General features: G+C 63.2%; 16 protein-coding genes and 1 pseudogene. 11 read left to right on the forward strand and 6 right to left on the reverse strand.

Annotated features, from left to right (window positions below; all coding sequences use genetic code 11):
• Positions 1-447: 447 nt before the first annotated feature.
• Together hemJ and rho are read left to right on the forward strand one after the other, a co-directional pair.
• Complete coding sequence (gene hemJ / locus ACMDCM_RS14380; protein ID WP_412774191.1) at positions 448-867, forward strand: protoporphyrinogen oxidase HemJ; 420 nt, start codon at positions 448-450, stop codon at positions 865-867.
• A 459-nt stretch (positions 868-1,326) separates the two neighbouring features.
• Complete coding sequence (gene rho, locus ACMDCM_RS14385) at positions 1,327-2,592, forward strand: transcription termination factor Rho (protein WP_412774192.1); 1,266 nt, start codon at positions 1,327-1,329, stop codon at positions 2,590-2,592.
• A 156-nt stretch (positions 2,593-2,748) separates the two neighbouring features.
• Here rho and ACMDCM_RS14390 read toward each other — a convergent pair whose 3' ends face one another.
• Positions 2,749-4,797, reverse strand: coding sequence for a thioredoxin domain-containing protein (locus tag ACMDCM_RS14390; RefSeq protein WP_412774193.1), 2,049 nt, complete (start codon positions 4,795-4,797; stop codon positions 2,749-2,751).
• 105 nt (positions 4,798-4,902) lie between these two features.
• Between ACMDCM_RS14390 and mnmE the strand changes: the two genes are divergently transcribed.
• The 6 genes from mnmE (at position 4,903) to ACMDCM_RS14420 (ending at position 11,675) form a co-directional block, all read left to right on the forward strand.
• A complete protein-coding gene (gene mnmE, locus ACMDCM_RS14395) occupies positions 4,903-6,279 on the forward strand; it encodes a tRNA uridine-5-carboxymethylaminomethyl(34) synthesis GTPase MnmE (RefSeq protein WP_412774194.1) in 1,377 nt (458 codons plus the stop codon).
• 163 nt (positions 6,280-6,442) lie between these two features.
• Positions 6,443-8,317 (forward strand): tRNA uridine-5-carboxymethylaminomethyl(34) synthesis enzyme MnmG, encoded by a 1,875-nt coding sequence (mnmG, locus tag ACMDCM_RS14400; protein WP_412774195.1) that lies wholly within the window; start codon positions 6,443-6,445, stop codon positions 8,315-8,317.
• Positions 8,318-8,708: 391 nt separating this feature from the next.
• Complete coding sequence (gene rsmG / locus ACMDCM_RS14405) at positions 8,709-9,398, forward strand: 16S rRNA (guanine(527)-N(7))-methyltransferase RsmG (RefSeq protein WP_412774196.1); 690 nt, start codon at positions 8,709-8,711, stop codon at positions 9,396-9,398.
• 18 nt (positions 9,399-9,416) lie between these two features.
• Positions 9,417-10,274, forward strand: coding sequence for a ParA family protein (locus ACMDCM_RS14410; RefSeq protein ID WP_412774197.1), 858 nt, complete (start codon positions 9,417-9,419; stop codon positions 10,272-10,274).
• Positions 10,275-10,455: 181 nt separating this feature from the next.
• A complete protein-coding gene (locus tag ACMDCM_RS14415; RefSeq protein WP_412774198.1) occupies positions 10,456-11,340 on the forward strand; it encodes a ParB/RepB/Spo0J family partition protein in 885 nt (294 codons plus the stop codon).
• A 47-nt stretch (positions 11,341-11,387) separates the two neighbouring features.
• Positions 11,388-11,675, forward strand: a complete 288-nt coding sequence (locus ACMDCM_RS14420) for a GIY-YIG nuclease family protein (protein ID WP_412774199.1) — start codon at positions 11,388-11,390, stop codon at positions 11,673-11,675.
• A gap of 132 nt (positions 11,676-11,807) precedes the next feature.
• Here ACMDCM_RS14420 and holA read toward each other — a convergent pair whose 3' ends face one another.
• From holA to ACMDCM_RS14440, 4 genes and pseudogenes are all read right to left on the reverse strand, one after another.
• The gene (gene holA, locus ACMDCM_RS14425) at positions 11,808-12,836 is read right to left on the reverse strand and encodes a DNA polymerase III subunit delta (protein WP_412774200.1); all 1,029 of its coding nucleotides are present in this window, start codon (positions 12,834-12,836) and stop codon (positions 11,808-11,810) included.
• A 209-nt stretch (positions 12,837-13,045) separates the two neighbouring features.
• Complete coding sequence (gene lptE, locus ACMDCM_RS14430) at positions 13,046-13,555, reverse strand: LPS assembly lipoprotein LptE (protein ID WP_412774760.1); 510 nt, start codon at positions 13,553-13,555, stop codon at positions 13,046-13,048.
• Positions 13,556-13,718: 163 nt separating this feature from the next.
• Positions 13,719-15,077 (reverse strand): class I tRNA ligase family protein, encoded by a 1,359-nt coding sequence (locus tag ACMDCM_RS14435; protein ID WP_412774761.1) that lies wholly within the window; start codon positions 15,075-15,077, stop codon positions 13,719-13,721.
• 129 nt (positions 15,078-15,206) lie between these two features.
• Positions 15,207-16,487: pseudogene (locus tag ACMDCM_RS14440) on the reverse strand (class I tRNA ligase family protein); the annotation flags it as partial.
• Between the two features lie 153 nt (positions 16,488-16,640).
• Between ACMDCM_RS14440 and ACMDCM_RS14445 the strand changes: the two are divergent.
• A complete protein-coding gene (locus tag ACMDCM_RS14445) occupies positions 16,641-17,345 on the forward strand; it encodes a glutathione S-transferase family protein (protein WP_412774201.1) in 705 nt (234 codons plus the stop codon).
• The gene (locus tag ACMDCM_RS14450; protein WP_412774202.1) at positions 17,342-18,013 is read left to right on the forward strand and encodes a YggS family pyridoxal phosphate-dependent enzyme; all 672 of its coding nucleotides are present in this window, start codon (positions 17,342-17,344) and stop codon (positions 18,011-18,013) included. Before ACMDCM_RS14445 ends, ACMDCM_RS14450 begins: the two co-directional genes overlap by 4 nt.
• Before the next feature lie 119 nt (positions 18,014-18,132).
• Here the strand turns inward: ACMDCM_RS14450 and ACMDCM_RS14455 are convergent, their stop codons facing one another.
• Positions 18,133-18,681, reverse strand: coding sequence for a L,D-transpeptidase family protein (locus ACMDCM_RS14455; RefSeq protein WP_412774203.1), 549 nt, complete (start codon positions 18,679-18,681; stop codon positions 18,133-18,135).
• 230 nt (positions 18,682-18,911) lie between these two features.
• Here ACMDCM_RS14455 and ACMDCM_RS14460 point away from each other — a divergent pair, with 230 nt between their 5' ends.
• On the forward strand, positions 18,912-19,598 hold the full coding sequence (locus ACMDCM_RS14460) for a response regulator transcription factor (protein WP_292619498.1): 687 nt from the start codon (positions 18,912-18,914) through the stop codon (positions 19,596-19,598).
• Positions 19,599-19,773 lie beyond the last annotated feature (175 nt).

The raw sequence follows: 19,773 nt of genomic DNA on the forward strand, positions 1-19,773 counted from the left end.
TGTGTGTCGCTGTGGAATTTAAGCCGCGATATGGCGAATCCGGCAAGGACCGCGGAATAACGGGAATTTTTCTTCACAGGGTCTCGTGAAGGGAAAACTCCGTCAAGCATCACCGACAATAGTGAGATCGTGTGGACTTGTCTCTTGATAATCGCCCGCGCATGACCGGTAAGTACCTGAACCTCTACGGTCTTTTGGTTTATCATGGAACGCCGTGAATTCCCGGACAATGAGAGCAACCGTTTCAAAAGCCTGGGACAGTATTGTGCGGGCGCAATCCACGGTCACTTAGACTCAAACCTTAAGACTCTTAAAAGTTATTTTTAGAAAGAGTTGCTTGCGGATATCACCTCAATCGGGTCTCTGGCCAGTGCCGGAATAACCCTGATGCCGGCCATACGTTCCGACGGAGTGACAACCGTCGGGACGCCCTGAGCGAGAAGACCGATGTACGAATGGATCAAGGCATTTCACGTGATTGCCGTTATCTCCTGGATGGCAGGAATGCTCTACCTGCCACGACTGTTTGTTTATCATTGCGATGCCGAGATCGGTTCGAAGCAATCCGAAACGTTCAAAGTGATGGAGCGGCGGCTCTTCAAGGCGATCATCAATCCAGCGATGATGGTCGCCTGGGGGCTTGGGCTTTATATGATGTGGGTGCATCACTGGTATTCGGCAGGCTGGTTTCAAGGAAAGCTCGTGCTCGTCATCCTGATGTCTGCCATTCACGGCTATTTTGCCCGCCGCGTGCGGGATTTTGCGGCGGACCGCAATGTGATGAGTCAAAAGTTCTATCGCATAATCAATGAGGTGGTCACGGCTCTCATGGTCGGTATTGTCATACTGGTCATCGTCAAGCCTTGAGGTCATATCCAGGAAACGGATCGGATTAATCCAGAAATAACATGTTTTCGATCAATGATTTGCGTACCGTTCATGGCCGAACACGGAACCTGTTTCTTTGGAAATTTTCGCGCCGGGACGGACAGGCAAGACGCGTCGAGGATAAGGTGCTGGCTTCGGATTCGGGCGAGCGTCGAGATGCTTGAAGACGTCAGCCTTCGACAAAAGACCCATGCGCCCCTCCTTGCACGAAAGCGGTCAATTTTCTATATTGTGAACATCCCACCCCAAGCAGGCGGATGTGGTCGCGTTTCGGTTTCATTGGTGAGCCGGCCGCCACGCCAGGTTTGAAGCCTTTCGGCATCTTCCTCGCTCAAGGTTTTTTCACGGACAGGATCTGCGGACATTTCTCTCGGCCGTCCGTATCTTCATGAACCCGCCTGACGATCCTCCTCGAAGCGTTCCACAGGACCCTCCCAAATGCGGGAAATGAAACTTCAAGACCTCAAGGCCAAGACGCCAGCGGAACTCGTCTCGTTTGCGGAGGAGCTTGGGGTCGAAAATGCCAGCACCATGCGCAAGCAGGAGCTGATGTTCGCCATTCTCAAACAACTGGCGATTCAGGAAATCGACATCATCGGTGAAGGCGTGGTGGAGGTTCTTTCCGATGGATTCGGTTTTCTGCGCTCGCCGGACGCCAACTATCTGCCGGGTCCGGACGATATCTACGTCTCGCCGTCGCAGATCCGCCGCTTCGGTCTGCGGACCGGAGATACCATCGAAGGTCACATCCGCAGTCCGAAAGAAGGCGAGCGTTACTTCGCGCTGTTGAAGGTCAACACGCTCAATTTCGAGGATCCCGAGAAGTCCAAGCACAAGGTCAACTTCGACAACCTGACGCCGCTGTTCCCCGATCAGCGGTTCCGGCTCGAGCTGGAGGACTCAACCCGCAAGGACCTGTCGGCGCGCGTCATTGATATCGTCGCGCCGATCGGCAAGGGACAGCGCGCGCTGATCGTGGCGCCGCCGCGCACCGGCAAGACCGTGCTGATGCAGAATATCGCGCACTCCATTACCGCCAATCATCCCGAGTGCTATCTGATCGTTCTGCTGATCGACGAGCGTCCGGAGGAAGTCACCGACATGCAGCGCTCGGTGAAGGGCGAGGTCGTGTCCTCGACGTTCGACGAGCCGGCCGTGCGCCATGTCCAGGTCGCCGAGATGGTGATCGAAAAGGCCAAGCGGCTGGTCGAACATGGCCGCGACGTCGTCATCCTGCTCGATTCGATCACGCGTCTGGGCCGCGCCTACAACACCGTTGTGCCATCATCCGGCAAGGTGCTGACCGGCGGCGTCGACGCCAACGCCTTGCAGCGGCCGAAGCGGTTCTTCGGCGCGGCGCGCAATATCGAGGAAGGCGGCTCGCTGACCATCATCGCCACCGCGCTGGTCGACACCGGCAGCCGCATGGATGAGGTGATCTTCGAGGAGTTCAAGGGAACTGGCAACTCGGAACTGATCCTCGACCGCAAGGTCGCCGACAAGCGCACCTTCCCGGCGATCGACATCGCCCGCTCCGGCACCCGCAAGGAAGAACTGATCACCGATCCGCAACTGCTCAAGAAGATGTACGTGCTGCGGCGCATTCTCAACCCGATGGGTACCATGGACGGAATCGAATTCCTGCTGGATAAGCTGCGCAACACCAAGAACAACGCTGAATTCTTCGAGTCGATGAATACGTGATCTTGCCGCGTTTTTTGTCGTCATGGCGGGCGTAGCCATTCGAAGACCGGCGTCGCTTCGCTCACCTATTTAGACGTGGATGCGCGCGACGGGCGCAAGAATGACGAGTTTTGAACGACGGTGGTTATAGGTCTCTGCTTCGCAGGGACGATGCTGCTAGGCGGACACTCGTTGCTTCACAAGATCGATCAAAGCCTCCGGCGTCGTCACGGGCAGCGAGCAACTCTGGTTGCGGCAGACGAAGGCCGCCGCGCCTTGCACGGAATTAGCTTTGGCACGCGCGGGATGGTCGGCCGGCAGCGCATCGGCACGTGGCGCATGCAGCACGATGTTCGTGGCGTGCGGTAGTTTTCGTGCGGTGCCGAGCAGTGCGTCGGCTTGCGCGCCCTCCCCGACCACGACGATCTCCGCGCCGGTGAGACGGAGATCGAGCGCGTTCATCAACGATAGCTGGCCGAAGCCTGTCGCGGTCGCGTTCGGCAGCAAGGCGGCGAACAGCGCGTCGATGCGCTCGCGCCACTTCGTATCGCCGGTGAGCGCCGCGAGGCGCACCAGGTTTTGCGCGATCAGTCCGTCATGGTTGGGAATGGAGTCGTCGGCCGTCGCGTGCGGCCGCACGATCAGCCCTTCGGCGTCGTCGGCGGTGAGATAGTAGCCGCCGTGCTCGACGTCGGCGTAATGTGCGTCCAGCGTCGCCTGCCAGCGCAGCGCCTGCTCGAGGAACGCGTTGTCGCCGGTTGCTTCGAACAGCGCGAGGGCCGCGCGCCCCATCGCAGCATAGTCGGAAGCGAGCGCCGGAATCAGAAGCCTTCCCGCGCGCCACGAATGACCGAGCCGCCCGTCGCGGGTCATCGCGGTCCGAACGAAGTCGTACGCGGCGCGCGCGGTTTGCAGCCAGTCCGTGACGTCGAAAGCGCGGGCCGCGTGAACGAGCGCGGCGATCATCAGGCCGTTCCAGTCGGCCAGCACCTTGTCGTCGAGGCTGGGCCGGACGCGGCTCGCGCGGCGCGCCAGCAGCTTTTCGCGCAATGCCCGCGTGCGTGGACCATCGCTGTCGTTGAGGCCGAAACTCTTCAGGCGATTGGGAATGTTATGGCCTTCGAAGTTGCCTCTCGCGGTGATGTCGTATCGCGCGGCAAAATCGGCGGCGTCGGTCGCGCCGAGCACCTCCTCGATCTCTTTTAGCGACCAGACATAAAACTTGCCCTCCTCGCCTTCGGAGTCGGCGTCGAGCGAGGATGCAAATCCGCCCTCCCCGGTCAGCATTTCCCGGCGCAGCCAATCGACGGTCTCGATCGCGCGTTCGCGATACAGCGGATTGTGGCTGCGCGCGTAATCGAGCGCGAGCAGGTCGAGGATCTGCGCATTGTCGTAAAGCATCTTCTCGAAGTGCGGCACCAGCCACTTGTCGTCGACCGAATAGCGGGCATAGCCGCCGCCGAGATGATCATAGATGCCGCCCTGGCTCATCCGCGTCAGGGTCAGCGCGGTGGCGGCGAAGAAGCGCTCGTTGCCGGTGCGCGCGCCGGCGCGCCAGAGAAATTCCAGCACCGAACACTGCGGAAATTTCGGCGCGCCATGCAACCCGCCATTCACGGGATCGATTGAATGCGCGATCGAGGCGGCCGCGCTGTCGAGTTCGGCGGGGCCGAGGTTCGCCGGATTGTCTGACCTTGCGCGCTCGGAGAGCCGTGCGAGCAGCGCGTCGCGGTTGTGCGCGATCCGGTCGGGCTTGTCGTGAAAAACCTGCGCTACTGATTGCAAAACGTCGGTAAATGCCGGGCGGCCGTAATCCGGCAGCTTTGGAAAGTACGTGCCGCCCCAGAACGGCGATCCGTCTGATGACAGGAACATCGTCAGCGGCCAGCCGCCCTGTTCGCCGAGATGATGCAGCGCGGCCATATAGATCTGGTCGATGTCCGGCCGCTCCTCGCGATCGACCTTGATGCAGACGAACAACTTGTTCATCACGGCGGCGACTTCGTCGTCCTCGAAACTCTCATGCGCCATGACGTGGCACCAGTGACAGGCGGCGTAGCCGATCGACAGCAGGATCGGGCGGTTGGTCCGCTGCGCTTCGGCCAGCGCATCGGGTCCCCACGGCCACCAGTCGACCGGGTTGTGCTGGTGCTGCAGCAGGTAAGGACTTGTCTCCGCCGCGAGACGATTCGCGGGACGGCCGGAGCCGGCTGCGGCGTGATTCATGGCGAGGCGTCCTTCTTTCGAATATGGGATAATGGAGTGGCAGCAAGGCTTTGCCGCTGTCGTCCGCGTCTGTTGTGTCGTCGAAGTCGGTTAAGACAATAAGCAATGCACCCGCGAGAGCAAACGATCTTCGCCCTGTCGTCGGGCCGGCCGCCGTCGGCGATCGCGGTGGTGCGCGTATCGGGTGCGCAAGCGGGACCGGCGCTTGAAGACATTGCAGGAATGATTCCCGCCGCGCGCGTGGCGAAGCGGGTCATGTTGCGCGATTCGCGCGGTGAAGTGATTGATGACGCTATCGTTTTGTGGTTCCGCGCGCCTGCGAGCGCGACCGGCGAGGACGTCGCCGAGTTCCACGTTCACGGCGGCCGCGCGGTGCTGCATGCGTTGTTCGCTGCGCTGTCGTCCATCGACAATGTGAGGGCGGCGGAGCCGGGAGAGTTTACCCGGCGCGCCTTCGAGAACGGCAAGATCGATCTCACCGAGGCCGAAGGTCTTGACGATCTCATCCATGCCGACACCGAGCGGCAGCGCCGCCAGGCGTTGCGGCAGTTGCGGGGCTTGCTCGGCGATCGCGCGCGCGAATGGCGCAGGCAACTGATCGAGGCGTCAGCCTTGATCGAGGCCGGAATCGATTTTGCGGACGAAGGCGACGTGCCGGAAGACCTGCTCAAGCCAGCGATGGCAAAGATCGGGCAGCTCCGCCGCGAGATCGAACAAACCCTTGCGGCATCGGCGCAAAGCGAGCGGCTGCGCGACGGGTTGACGGTCGCGATTGCGGGGCCGCCGAATGCCGGCAAGTCGACGCTGCTCAATCGCCTGGCGCGCCGGGACGCCGCGATCGTCTCGCCATATGCGGGCACCACGCGCGATGTCATCGAGGTGCATCTCGATCTCGATGGTTATCCCGTGATGTTGATCGACACCGCGGGCATTCGCGAAACCGAGGACCCGGTCGAGCGGGAAGGCGTGCGGCGGGCGCAGGAGCGGGCGGCGGCTGCGGATCTGGTGTTATGGCTTGCGGATGATGATGGTGAGGACGCCCGTCCGCCGCGACCGATCGGCGAGGGGGGCGTGCCGCTCTGGGAGGTACGCAACAAGGTCGATCTTTCAAGTCTGGAGGATGATGGGGCGAAGCCAGGGCAGCTTGAGGCGAAACCGGGGCAGGGGGCGGCGACGCGGTATTTCCGGATTTCAGCGGTGCGTGGCGACGGCATCGATAATCTGGTTGCGGCGCTGGAATCGTTCGCCGGCGCCTGGTTCGGTTCAGGAGAAACGGCCGGTATCACGCGTTTTCGGCACCGCAACATATTGCGGGAGTCTGCAGCATCGCTTGCGAAGACGGAGGCTTTGGTCGGCCAGGGCGATGAATTTGTGGCGGAGGAGCTTCGGATTTCGATTCAGTTGATGGGGAGGCTGTTGGGCCGTGTAGATATTGATGACATTCTTGATTCGCTCTTTAAGGACTTCTGCATCGGGAAATAGATGGATCATTGTTCATTTCTTAATATGACCGGATCCGGTGATCAATCCGCGCGCTTGCAAAATGTTTCACGTGAAACCTCCCTGACCAGTGCGATAAAATCCGGCTATCAGGATCGCGCTCACCTGGGCTAGAAGTCGGGGCTAATAAATAATACGAAAACCCATGACACCATCATTCGACGTCATCGTGATCGGAGGTGGCCACGCCGGCTGCGAAGCCGCGACAGCGGCCGCACGAACGGGCGCCCGGACGGCGCTCGTAACCCATCGCTTCGCCACCATCGGCGCGATGTCCTGCAATCCGGCGATCGGCGGACTTGGCAAGGGCCATCTGGTCCGCGAGATCGACGCGCTGGACGGGCAGATGGGGCGCGTCACAGACGCGGCCGGCATCCAGTTTCGGATGCTCAATCGCCGCAAGGGCCCGGCGGTGCGCGGCCCGCGCGCGCAGGCCGACCGCAAGCTTTATGCCGCCGCGATGCAGGGTGCGATTCGGGAGACCGTAAATCTCCAGGTGATCGAAGGTGAGGCGGACGATCTGCTCGTTGCAAACGGCAGTATCGCCGGCATTCGCCTGAGCGACGGCCGCGAGTTCGGGGCCGGCGCGGTCGTTGTCACCACTGGCACCTTTCTGCGCGGGCTGATCCATCTCGGCGAGAAAACCTGGCCGGCCGGCCGGGTCGGTGAAGCGCCGTCGCTCGGCCTGTCCGCGGCCTTCGAGCGGATCGGCTTTACGCTCGGCCGCCTCAAGACCGGGACGCCGCCGCGGCTCGACGGCGCCACCATCGACTGGGCGGCGGTGGACATGCAGCCGGGCGACGATCCGCCGGAGCCGTTCTCGGCGATGACCGATCGGATCACGGTGCCGCAGATTGAGTGCGGCATCACCCGCACCACGCCGGCCACTCATGAGGTGATCCGGGCCAATGTCCACCGTTCGCCGATCTATTCCGGCCAGATCAGGAGTTCGGGGCCGCGTTATTGCCCGTCGATCGAGGACAAGGTGGTCCGCTTCGGCGACCGCGACGGGCACCAGATTTTCCTGGAGCCGGAGGGCCTCGACGATCCTACGGTCTATCCCAACGGGATTTCGACCTCGCTGCCGGAGGACGTGCAGCTCGCGATTCTGGCGACGATTCCCGGTCTCGAGCGCGTCCGCATGACGCGGCCGGGCTATGCCATCGAGTACGACCACGTCGATCCGCGCGAGCTGGAGCCGACCTTGCAGACCCGCCGCATGCCGGGGCTTTTCCTCGCCGGCCAGATCAACGGGACCACGGGGTATGAAGAGGCCGCGGCGCAGGGGCTGGTCGCGGGCCTCAATGCCGCGTTGGTGGCAGGCGGCGGCGATCCGGCCGTTTTCGACCGCGCCGACGGCTATCTCGGCGTGATGATCGACGACCTCGTGACCCGCGGGATTACCGAGCCTTATCGGATGTTCACCTCGCGCGCCGAGTACCGCCTGACGCTGCGCGCCGACAATGCCGACCAGCGGCTGACGGACAAGGGCATTGCCATGGGCTGCGTCGGGGCCGGACGCGCCACGCACCACAGGGCCAAGATGGCGGCGTTGGAGGCGGCGAAGGCGCTGGCGAAATCGCTGTCGGTGACGCCGAACGAGGCGGCCCGACACGGGCTGTCGCTCAACCATGACGGCCATCGGCGGTCGGCCTTCGAGCTTCTATCTTATGCGGAGATCGGGTGGAATGAGGTGACCGCGATCTGGCCGAAGCTGTTGGCCGTCGATCCGAAAATCGCCGTGCATCTGGAGATCGACGCCAAATATGACGTCTATCTGAGGCGCCAGACCGCCGATGTCGAAGCATTCCGGCGGGACGAGGGGCTCGTCCTGGCTGGAATCGACTATTCAGACGTACCCGGCCTCTCCAACGAGGCGCGCAACCGGCTGGAAAAAACCCAACCGCGCACGGTGGGGCAGGCGGGGCGGCTCGATGGCCTGACGCCAGCCGCGCTCGGCATCCTGGCAGCCTATTTGCGCCGGGAAGCCCGCAAGAGAGCCGCCGCAGCACCGGGTTGAGCGGATCTGGCCAGCGATGTTTCACGTGAAACATCGCTGCATGATCGCCGCCCCTGCCAACGCAGGGCCGGAGAGCGCGTTTTCAGGTGAAGTGGCTACCGGTTCGCGCAAAGAAAACGCGTCAAATCAAAACATAGACTCCGCTTCTGATTCCATCGGAAGCGGGAAAGGCTCTATGGCATGAAGGATCATTTGTCAGAGGAGCTGGGTCGTGCCGAACGGGGCCGCCGCGCAGTATGGGTCCCTGCTTTCGCAGGGACGAGCGGGGACCTATGGTGCCACGCCGCCCGGAATGCCGCGGTCGGCCATTGGCCGACCCGAGAGCCAAAAAAGCGCGCGGGCGGTTGTAAACAAATCTGGCCGGGAATCGGACGGTCGCCTATGCTGCCGTGTGGCCACGCCAAAATCGTTACAGCTCCAATCTGTTTCGGCCGTCGACAAGGCCGCCGCCCTCCGCCTCACCCCTGTTTCACGTGAAACCGAGGCGAGGCTGGACGCCTATGTCGATCTGCTCGGCCAATGGCAGACCAAAACCAATCTTGTCGCCCCATCGACGCTGCCGCAGCTTTGGACGCGCCACATCGCCGATTCGCTCCAGCTTCTTTCGCTGGCGCCGCAGGCGAAACTCTGGGCTGATCTCGGCAGCGGGGGTGGTTTTCCCGGTGTCGTGCTGGCCTGCGTTCTCGCGGATGTCCCAGGCGCGCGGGTCGACCTCGTCGAGCGCAATACCAAAAAGGCCGCCTTCCTGCGCGAGGCTGCCCGGATTACTGGCGCGCCCGCCGTCATTCACAACGCGGATATTGGGGATTATGTGGAAAGGTTGGAGAGCCGGATCGATTGCGTGACCGCGCGGGCGCTGGCGCCTCTACAAATGCTGCTCGGCTTCGCGGAACCTCTGGTCAAACGGGGAGCCAGGGCATTGTTCCTCAAAGGCCAAGATGTAGAGCTGGAATTGACGGAAGCTACTAAATATTGGAATATTAAGCCTCGCATTCATTCCAGCCGCACCGGCGGAGGGGGCTGGATCGTCGAGCTCGATCGCATCGAGCGGCGCGACAGTCCTCCGACAAAACAGACATGAAACACATACGGCGCAGCCATGACGGTAATTGATGATATTTATCAATATGATAGCGAGATCGAATCGTCCGCCCGCCATCCCCGGATCATTTCGCTCGCGAATCAGAAGGGCGGCGTCGGCAAGACGACGACCGCGATCAACCTCGGCACCGCGCTGGCAGCGATCGGCGAAAGCGTCCTGATCGTCGATCTCGATCCGCAGGGCAACGCCTCCACCGGTCTCGGCATCGACCGCCGCGACCGCAACGTCTCCACCTACGATGTGCTGATCGGCGAGGCGCCGCTGCGCGACGCCGTGGTGCCGACCGCGGTGCCGCGTCTGCACATCGCGGCCTCGACCATGGACCTCTCGGGTCTTGAACTCGAACTCGGCGCCACGAAGGATCGCGCCTTCCGCCTGCGCGATGCGATCACCGCGCTCAACGGCAATGCGGCTGATACCGCCGATTACACCTACGTGCTGATCGACTGTCCGCCCTCGCTCAACCTTCTCACCGTCAACGCGATGGCGGCGTCGGACGCGATCCTGGTGCCGCTGCAATGCGAGTTCTTCGCCCTCGAAGGCCTGTCGCAACTTCTGCAGACGGTCGAGCAGGTGCGCACCACGCTCAATCCGAATCTGTCGATCCACGGCATCGTGCTGACCATGTTCGACTCGCGCAACAACCTGTCGAACCAGGTCGTCGCCGACGTGCGCCAGTTCATGGGCGCGAAAGTCTACGACACCATGATCCCGCGCAACGTGCGCATTTCGGAAGCGCCGTCCTACGGCAAGCCGGTGCTGGTCTACGATCTCAAATGCAGCGGCAGCGAAGCCTACCTGAAGCTCGCGACCGAGGTGATCAAGCGCGAGCGCGACCTGCGCACGACGCATTAGGAAGGTATCGGCAAGCGTTGACCATGCCTTCGTCATTGCGAGCGCAGCGAAGCAATCCAGAACATCACTAAGGCAAGAACTGGATTGCTTCGTCGCTTCGCTTCTCGCAATGACGGACCGAGGCGATCCATGATCGTGGTATTAATCCGGAGTGTCCTGCGTGAATCCAAGGGAGCTGGCGATGGCCGACGAAGCGCGTTCGCGACTAGGCCGCGGTCTTGCAAGTCTGATCGGAGACGTCGGCGGCGAAGCGGCCCATGCCGAACGTCCGCGCGCGCAACGCAAGGTGCCGATCGAGTTCCTGAAACCCAATCCGCGCAATCCGCGCCGCGCGTTTTCCGATGTCGAGCTTGGCGAGCTGGCCGATTCGATTCGCCAGCACGGCGTGATCCAGCCGATCGTGGTGCGCCCGGTGAAGGGCGTTCAAGACCGCTTTGAGATCATCGCCGGCGAGCGGCGCTGGCGCGCCGCGCAGGCGGCGGGACTGCATGACGTCCCGATCGTTCCCGTCGACGTCAGCGACCACGTCGCGCTCGAGATCGCGATCGTCGAGAACGTGCAGCGCGAGGACCTCAACGCGATGGAAGAGGCGAAGGGCTATCACGCGCTCGCCGACGAATTCAAACGCACCCAGGAGGAGATTGCAAAGATCGTCGGCAAGAGCCGCAGCCACGTCGCCAACATGATGCGGCTGACGAAACTGCCCGAGGACGTGCAGGCGCTGATCGCCTCCGGCGAGTTGTCGGCGGGCCACGCGCGCGCGCTGATCGGCGTGCCCGATCCGTCCACCGCGGCGAAGCGCATCGTCGCGGAAGGGCTTAACGTGCGGCAGGCCGAGGCGCTCGCGCATGAGGCGGGCGTGCCGGAGCGCAAGCTGCCGGAGGCGCGCGCGGACAAGGCGCAGAAGGACGCCGATACGCTGGCGCTGGAAAAGCGCATCAGCGACGCGCTCGGCCTCGCGGTGACGGTCGATCACAAAAATCCCGGCGGCGTCGTGCAGATCCGCTACCGCGACCTCGACCAGCTCGACGAGATCTTGAAAAGACTGGATCCGAAGGGGACTTAGCCCCCTGCTCGTCATTGCGAGCGCAGCGAAGCAATCCAGGCTGCAGTATGAAACGGCCGTGCGTTTATATCGTAGCGAGCAAGCGCAATGGCGCGCTTTACACCGGCGTCACTACGAATTTGCAGCGTCGCATCTTCGAACATCGAGAAAGTTTGGTTGCGGGCTTTTCAAAGAAATACGGGTGCAAAATTCTCGTTTGGTACGAGGCGCATGAGACCATAACCGACGCAATTACACGCGAGAAGCAGATAAAGGCCGGCAGCCGTGTGAAGAAGCTTGCGCTGATCGAAGGTCTCAACCCCGAATGGATGGATCTTTTTGAATCGCTTTTCTGAATCAATACAAAATGAGACGATGCCGAAGGGTCGTCATTGCGAGGAGTGTATGCAACGAAGCGATCCAGCTCTTGCTTTCGAATTCTGGATTGCTTCGCTGCGCTCGCAATGACGGAACTAAGGTTGTTATCTCTATCCCCTTCGCCGCGCATTCACCGCGATCGACATCAGCGCGCGCTGTGCGATGACGGCGGCGAGTGACGACTGCCTGCGTATGTCCAGCGCGGCGGTGGCGAGCTGCTCCATCACCTGGATCAATCGCGCGGCGCTGAAATTGCGCAACGCGGTTTCCACCGCCGCCTTGCGCGAAAAATGCAGCCGCGGAAATCCGCTCTCGGCCGCCGATGAAGCCGACGCGCCGGCTTCCATCGCGAACGCCGCCTTGTGCAAGGCGGCGACCTGGCGCTGCGCGGCCGAAATGGCGAGGCCCGGATAGGTGCCGGCGACCATGGCCTTGGCGAATTCGGTTTCGACGATGGCTGGCTGTCCGGCGAAGGCTGCGTCGACGATCGGATCGAGCTTGAAGTCGGATGCGTCGGAGACCACGGCCATCACGTCCTCGAGCGCGATCTCGCGCGCGCCGTGGGCATAAAGCGCGACCTTGCGCAACTCGTTGCGCGAGGCCTGACGGTCGCCGCCGAGCAGCGACAGCAGCGCGGCGTGCGCATCCGGCGCGATTTTCAGGTCGGAAGCGCGCAATTCCTCGTCGATCAGGCGCGCGAGATCGCGTCCGGCGTCGGGATAGCAGGCGATCGCTACCGCGTTTTTCGCGCGCTCGCAGGTCTTGCGCAGCGGCGCTTCGGGCCGCAGCTCGCCGGCCTCGATCACGATCCGGCAATCCCGGATATCGAAGTTCGCCAGGGTCTCGACGCCGCTGGCGAAACTGCGCGATCCGGCCTTGACGCGGATGGCGCGGCGGCCGCCGAACAGCGGCACCGTCATGGCTTCGTCGACGAGGCGCGACGGCTCGGCGGCAAGCTCGTCGCCGTCGAGCCGCACCAGCGAAAACGGGTCGTCGGGATCGTCGACGGCAGAGGCCATCAAGGCGTCGGCGCGCTCGCGCACCAGACCGGCGTCGGGGCCGTAGAGCAGGATGATCGGGCGAGCCGGATCGGGCCGGGCGAGAAAGCTGTCGATGTCTTTTCCGCGTAGCGCGACCATGGGCGTTCAACCCAATCCCGTTTCGGCAAGAACGATGTTTCTTAACCTCTCCCGGCCGGGGAGAGGTCGGATCGCGCTCGCCCGAGCGATCCGGGTGAGGGGATTATCCGGACCGGGGTTTCCCCGAGTCTGGATGGGACAGGGAGCGGGCTTCCGATGCCGCCATACGGAAACGCTATCGCTTCGCCGAATGAAGGCGAATGGCGTTCTCACGTTCCCGAATAGAAATACGCCGCCAGACGCGTGTTGATGTTGTCGGCGATCTGCTGCGCGGCGCGGTCCTCCGCATCACGGAACGCACGAGCGCGCGCGAAACGCTGGAGCTGGCCAGGAATGTCGTAGGAGGTGCGGGTGAAGGTGTTCGCGTTGAGAACGGTCTTGCCGGTCGCGACCTCGATCAACTGGTAGCTCGCATTGATGCCGAAGCTTTCGTTCGAGGGCAGGGCGGTATTGGGATCGAGCATCAGCGACGAGCGGCTGGTGGTGAAACGGATCCTGAGCTGATGCGTCGGAGGTGCGCCGGTGGCGCCGCCGTAAAGCTTGAACGCGAGCGCGTTGCGAATTTCGACCCCGATCCGGGCATCGCGGGAGGCGTTGGGCTTGTCGATCGGCAGCAGCTCCACGCCCATCAGCTTGTCGCGCAAGGCCGGGCTGCCGTCCGCGTGTTCGGCATACATCGGACGGAAGCAGCCCGCCGTCAGCGCCGCCAGCACGGCAATGAGGCTCAGCCGGGCTACGAGGCGCGGACCAGAGCCATTTCCGTTTCGATAGAATCGGAACGGGGCTCTGGATTCTAATTTTGACGCGTTTTCTTGACGCGAACCGATATCCACTTCGCTCGAAAACGCGCTAAGCCATGAGCGAGCCGGTCGAGCCGACAACCTACCCCACCACATTCACGATCCTCTGCGGGACGATGATGATCTTGCGGGCCGGTTTGCCGCCCAGCGCCTGTCTTACCGCATCGAGCGCCAGAACGGCAGTCTCAATTTCCGGATTCGGCGCGCCGCTCGCCACCGTGACCTCGCCGCGTTTCTTGCCGTTGACCTGCACCGGCAGCGTCACGGTGTTTTCAACCAGCAAATCGCGCTCGATTTGTGGCCAGCGGGCTTCCGAGACGAGGCCGGTCTGCCCGAGCGCCTGCCAGCATTCCTCGGCGAGGTGCGGCATCATCGGGCTGAACAACTGGACCAGAATGGTGGCGGCCTCGCGCAGGCTCCAGCTCAGATCCGGCGCGGGGGTCGACTTGGTGGCGCGGGAGCGGGCGAGGGCGTCGGCCAGCTCGTTGGCGAACTCGCGGATATTGGCGAGGCAGACGTTGAAGTGCAGTCGCTCGATGCCGGTCGACACCTTGTCGAGCGCGCCGTGGGTCGCCTTCCGCATCGCCAGCGCCTCGGTGCCGAAAGTTGCCGGCCTGTCCTGCGGTGCGGCCTTGCCGGCCTCCGCCGATTCGTTGACCAGCCGCCACAGCCGCTGCATGAAGCGCGCCGCGCCCTGCACGCCTTCCTCGCTCCAGATCACGTCGCGGTCCGGCGGCGAGTCCGAGAGCATGAACCAGCGCGCGGTGTCGGCGCCATAGCTGCCGATGATGTCGTCGGGATCGACGGTGTTGCGCTTCGACTTCGACATCTTCTCGACCGCGCCGATCTCGACCGCTTCGCCGGTGGAGATCAGCGTGGCGCGACGGGTCTCGCCGCTGGCCTCGATCCGGACCTCGTCGGGCGAGGCCCAGCCGCCGTCGGCCTTGCGGTAGGTCTCGTGCACCACCATGCCTTGCGTGAACATGCCCTTGAACGGCTCGTCCATACTGATGTGGCCGGTGGCCTTCATCGCGCGGGTGAAGAAGCGCGAATACAGCAGATGCAAGATCGCGTGCTCGACGCCGCCGATATACTGGTCCACCGGCATCATGTGGTTGGCGATCGCGGGGGTGGTCGGCGCCTGCTCGTTCCACGGATCGGTGAAGCGCGCGAAGTACCACGAGGAATCGACGAAGGTGTCCATGGTGTCGGTTTCACGGGTGGCCTTACCCCCGCATTGCGGGCAGGTGACGTGCTTCCATGTCGGATGATGGTCGAGCGCGTTGCCGGGCTTGTCGAAGCTGACGTCCTCCGGCAGCGTGACCGGCAGGTCCGTCTCCGGCACCGGCACCACGTCGCACTTGGAACAATGGATCACCGGGATCGGGCAGCCCCAATAGCGCTGGCGCGAGATGCCCCAGTCACGCAGGCGGAAGTTCACCTTGCGCTCGGCGACGGGGACGAGTTTATCATGGCCCCCACCCGCCGCGCTTCGCGCGACTCCCTCCCCCGCAAGCGGGAGAGGGGAAGAAGAAACCGGGCGCGCTCCCTCTCCCGCTTGCGGGGGAGGGTTGGGGAGGGGGCTCTTGTCGGGGAGGGGACGCATTTCGCTTTCCAGCCGCTTGGCGACCTCTTCCTTCGCGGCCTCAGTGGTCATGCCGTCGAGGAAGCGGGAGTTGATCATCCGCCCGTCGCCGTCATAGGCCGTGTCGGTGATGACGAAGCTCGCGGGGTCTTGTCCCTCGGGGCAGACCACCGGCGTGTTGCCGAGGCCGTACTTGTTGACGAAGTCGAGGTCGCGCTGGTCGTGGGCCGGACAGCCGAAGATGGCGCCGGTGCCGTATTCCATCAGGATGAAGTTGGCGACATAGACCGGCAGCGCCCATGCCGCGTCGAACGGATGGATCGCGCGGATGCCGGTGTCGAAGCCCATCTTCTCCGCGGTGTCGATCTCGGCCTGCGCGGTGCCGCGCCGCTTGCACTCGGCGATGAAATCGGCGAGCGCGGGACTGTCTTTCGCCGCCGCCTGCGCCAGCGGATGATCCGGCGCGATCGCCATGAACTTCGCGCCGAACAGGGTATCGGGGCGCGTGGTGAAAATCTTAAGCTCGCTCTCACCGTTAGGCGTGGTCGCGGCGTCGAGCGCGAAGCGAACCAGCAGGCCCTCGGAGCGGCCGATCCAGTTGCGCTGCATCAGCCGCACCTTGTCGGGCCAGCGATCGAGCGTGTCGAGGGCGTCCAAAAGCTCCTGCGCGTACTTCGTGATCTTGAAGACCCACTGGTTCATTTCGCGCTGCTCGACCACGGCGCCGGAGCGCCAGCCGCGGCCGTCGATCACCTGCTCGTTGGCGAGCACGGTCATGTCGACCGGGTCCCAGTTGATCTTGCGCTTCTCGCGTTCGGCGAGGCCGGCGCGCAGGAAGTCCAGGAACATCTTCTGCTGGTGCTTGTAATAGGACGGATCGCAGGTCGCGAATTCCCGCGCCCAGTCGAGCGACAGCCCGATGGATCTGAGCTGCTTTTTCATCGCGGCAATGTTGTCGTAGGTCCACGCCTTGGGCGCGACCTTGCGCTCGATCGCGGCGTTCTCGGCCGGCAGGCCGAAGGCGTCCCAGCCCATCGGATGCAGCACGTTGTAGCCCTTGGCGCGCATGTAGCGCGCGATCACATCGCCAAGGGTGTAGTTGCGGACATGGCCGATGTGGATGCGCCCGGACGGGTAGGGGAACATCTCCAGCACGTAGTATTTTTCGCGCGGATCGTCGTTTTTGGTGGCGAAGATCGCCTCCCTGTCCCACTCGGCTTGCCAGCGCGGTTCGGCGTCACGGGCGTTGTAACGGTCTGATGTCATGGAAATGCGGTGTTTTTCGTGATTTACAGGCCTCGACTAGGCCACGAAAGCGGACCGTGGGTCAACGGGTTGGCCAGCCGCACCCTCGCGGTTTGCAAGCGGTGTGGTTTTGCGGTGTAAGCGGTCAGCCCACTGCGCCTCGGGAGTGATTCAATGGCCGACCTCTCCGCTTTTCCCGTCACCCGCCGTTGGCCGCCCGCCGATCCGGACCGCCTCCAGCTCTATTCGGCGACGACGCCCAACGGGGTGAAGGTCTCGATCATGCTGGAGGAAACCGGGCTGCCCTATGAGCCGCACCTGGTCGATTTCGACAAGGACGAACAGAAGAGCAGCGAGTTCCTGTCGCTCAATCCCAACGGCAAGATCCCCGCGATCCTCGATCCCGATGGCCCCGGCGGCAAGCCGCTCGCTTTGTTCGAGTCGGGTGCGATCCTGCAATACCTCGCCGAGAAGACCGGACAATTCCTGCCGGCCGATCCCGTGCGGCGCTGGCACACCCTCCAGTGGCTGCACTTCCAGATGGGCGGCGTCGGGCCGATGTTCGGGCAGGTCGGATTCTTCAACAAGTTCGCCGGCAAGGATTTCGAGGACAAGCGGCCGCGCGATCGCTATGTGGCGGAATCGAAGCGGTTGCTCGGGGTGATGGACGCTCATCTTTCGACCCATCGGTGGTTTGCGGGCGACGAGTACACGATCGCGGATATCTCGATGCTCGGCTGGGTGCGCAACCTGGTTGGATTTTACGGCGCACGCGAGATCGTCGAGTTCGACCACTTCCGCCATGTCGCGGCCTGGCTGGAGCGGGGCCTGGCGCGGCCGGCGGTGCAGCGCGGCCTCGCGATTCCGGCGCGGCAATGACCGCTGGAGCGACGGCGCCGATCGACGGCCTTGCTTCGGTGGAAGCCGAGATCGCGCGCGCTTGCCGGGACGCGCGGCGAGACCGATCCTCGGTGACGCTGGTGGCGGTGTCGAAGACCTTCGATGCGGACGCGATCGCGCCGGTGATCGAAGCCGGCCAGCGGGTGTTCGGGGAGAATCGCGTGCAGGAGGCCCAGCGGAAGTGGCCTGCCTTGATGGCCGCGCCCGGCATCGCGCTGCACCTGATCGGCCCGCTGCAATCCAACAAGGCGAAGGAGGCCGTCGCTTTGTTCGACGCCATCCATTCGGTCGACCGTCCGAGCATCTGCGAAGCATTGCGAAAGGAAATCGACAGGCAGAACCGGAGGCCCGATCTGTTCGTTCAGATCAACACCGGCGAGGAGCCGCAGAAGGCCGGCGTCGCGCCGTCGGATGCCGACGCTTTCATCGCGCGATGCCGCGACGCCTATGGGCTAACGATCGCGGGGCTGATGTGCATCCCGCCGGTGGATGACGCGCCGGCGCCGCATTTCGCGCTCACCGCCAAGATCGCCAGACGCAACGGCCTCACCCGACTGTCGATGGGCATGAGCGCGGACTTCAGCGTCGCGATCGCGCTCGGCGCGACCCATGTGCGGGTCGGCTCGGCGATTTTCGGGGCGCGGTGATTCTTCCCTGCTTCCTTTCCGCTTCTGGTGGAATCAGAAGCGGAAAGGCTCTAAGAGCGAGCTTCGCCCGTCTCGGTTCCCACAAGGAGGGAAGGAAGAAAGTCCGCCGCCTTTCAACGTCACCCGATCACAATTTTCGTGCGCGGTCCGATCCGCCGCAACAGCCGCAGCATCTCGGGCCGCGTCATCGCCACGCATCCTGCGGTCGGCCCAAAATTGTCGCGGGCCAGATGCAGGAACACGGCGCTGCCGCGTCTTGCGATGCGGGGGCGGGTGTTGTGGTCGATCTCGACGATGAAATCGTAGAGATGATCCTCGCGCGTCAGCCGGTCGCCGCTCGCGCCGCTCGTCAGCCTGATCGGCCGGTTGTAGCGGCGGTCGGCCGGATCCTCGCACCAGGCGTCAGTGGGCGCGATGGGACGCGCCGGCAAGACGGTCCGCGGCCGCGGATGCCGGTCCAGGCGCCACCACAGCCGCACGGGCCGGAAAGTCCCCTTCGGCGTGCCGCCGTCACCCTCGCGTTTGTCAGCCCGGATGCCGCCACGGCCGAGCGCCACTGGAATCGCCCGGCCTTCCGCGATCAGCCACCCTCGCTGCGGCCGGCCGGCCGCTGCGCGGACATAGATGGCGGCGAGCGGTCGATCACAGGAATGTGTCGCGCAAGGCATTGAAAAACCTGACATTCGCGTGGAATGAGGGGTCTTCGCACCGTTTATGACCAAAACATTGATCCGCTATCATTAAAGGAACATTCATCCAAATTCCCGCCGGTTCTGGAGTATCCTCCACATAAGGAGAATGAATCGCTGCAGGTTCATGCCTCCGGACGAATCACGACCTTAAATGAAGCTGGCTGGCGCCGCCGCCGGCCGTTTCCGCCGCCAGGAGGATCGCATCGATGGCCAACGCCCGTAAAATCCTGATCGTGGACGACGACACCGATCTGCGCGACACACTGGTCGAGCAACTTTCGCTGCATGAGGAATTCGAGGCGTCCGCCGTCGATACCGGCGCGAAGGGCGCCAGCGCCGCCAAAGCCCACTCGCCCGATCTCGTGCTGATGGACGTCGGCCTGCCCGATACCGACGGTCGCGAGGTGGTCCGCAGCTTGCGCAAGGGCGGCTTCAAGGCGCCGATCATCATGCTCACCGGACACGACACCGATTCCGACACGATTCTGGGCCTTGAATCCGGCGCCAACGACTATATCGCCAAACCGTTCCGCTTCGCGGTGCTGCTGGCGCGGATCCGCGCGCAGTTGCGTCAGCACGAGGCCAGCGAGGACGCGGTGTTTTCGGTCGGTCCCTACAGCTTTCGGCCCGGCTCCAAGATGCTGACGACCGCCACCGCCAAGAAGGTGCGGCTGACCGAAAAGGAGACCGCGATCCTGCGGTTCCTGTACCGGGCCGGGCAGATGCCGGTATCGCGCGAGACGCTGCTGCAGGAGGTCTGGGGCTATAATTCCGGCGTCACCACCCACACGCTGGAAACCCACATTTACCGTCTGCGCCAGAAGATCGAGAAGGACGCCGCCAATCCGGAGATTCTGGTCACGGAAGCCGGCGGCTACAAGCTGGTGCCGTGATGCGTCTTCAACCGGGTTGAATCAGACCCTGGCCCTATCTTTTTGAAGGAGCATGATCTTATCCGAAAACCGGGTTCCACTTTTCGGGATCATGCCCTAGAATCCCTCACCGTTTTACGGAAAACAGTGAAAGACTCTTAGGTTCTTGATCTGGCGCGTTTTTCTTCACGCGAAC

Source organism: Nitrobacter sp. (assembly GCF_047149785.1).
Classification (GTDB): Bacteria; Pseudomonadota; Alphaproteobacteria; order Rhizobiales; family Xanthobacteraceae; genus Nitrobacter.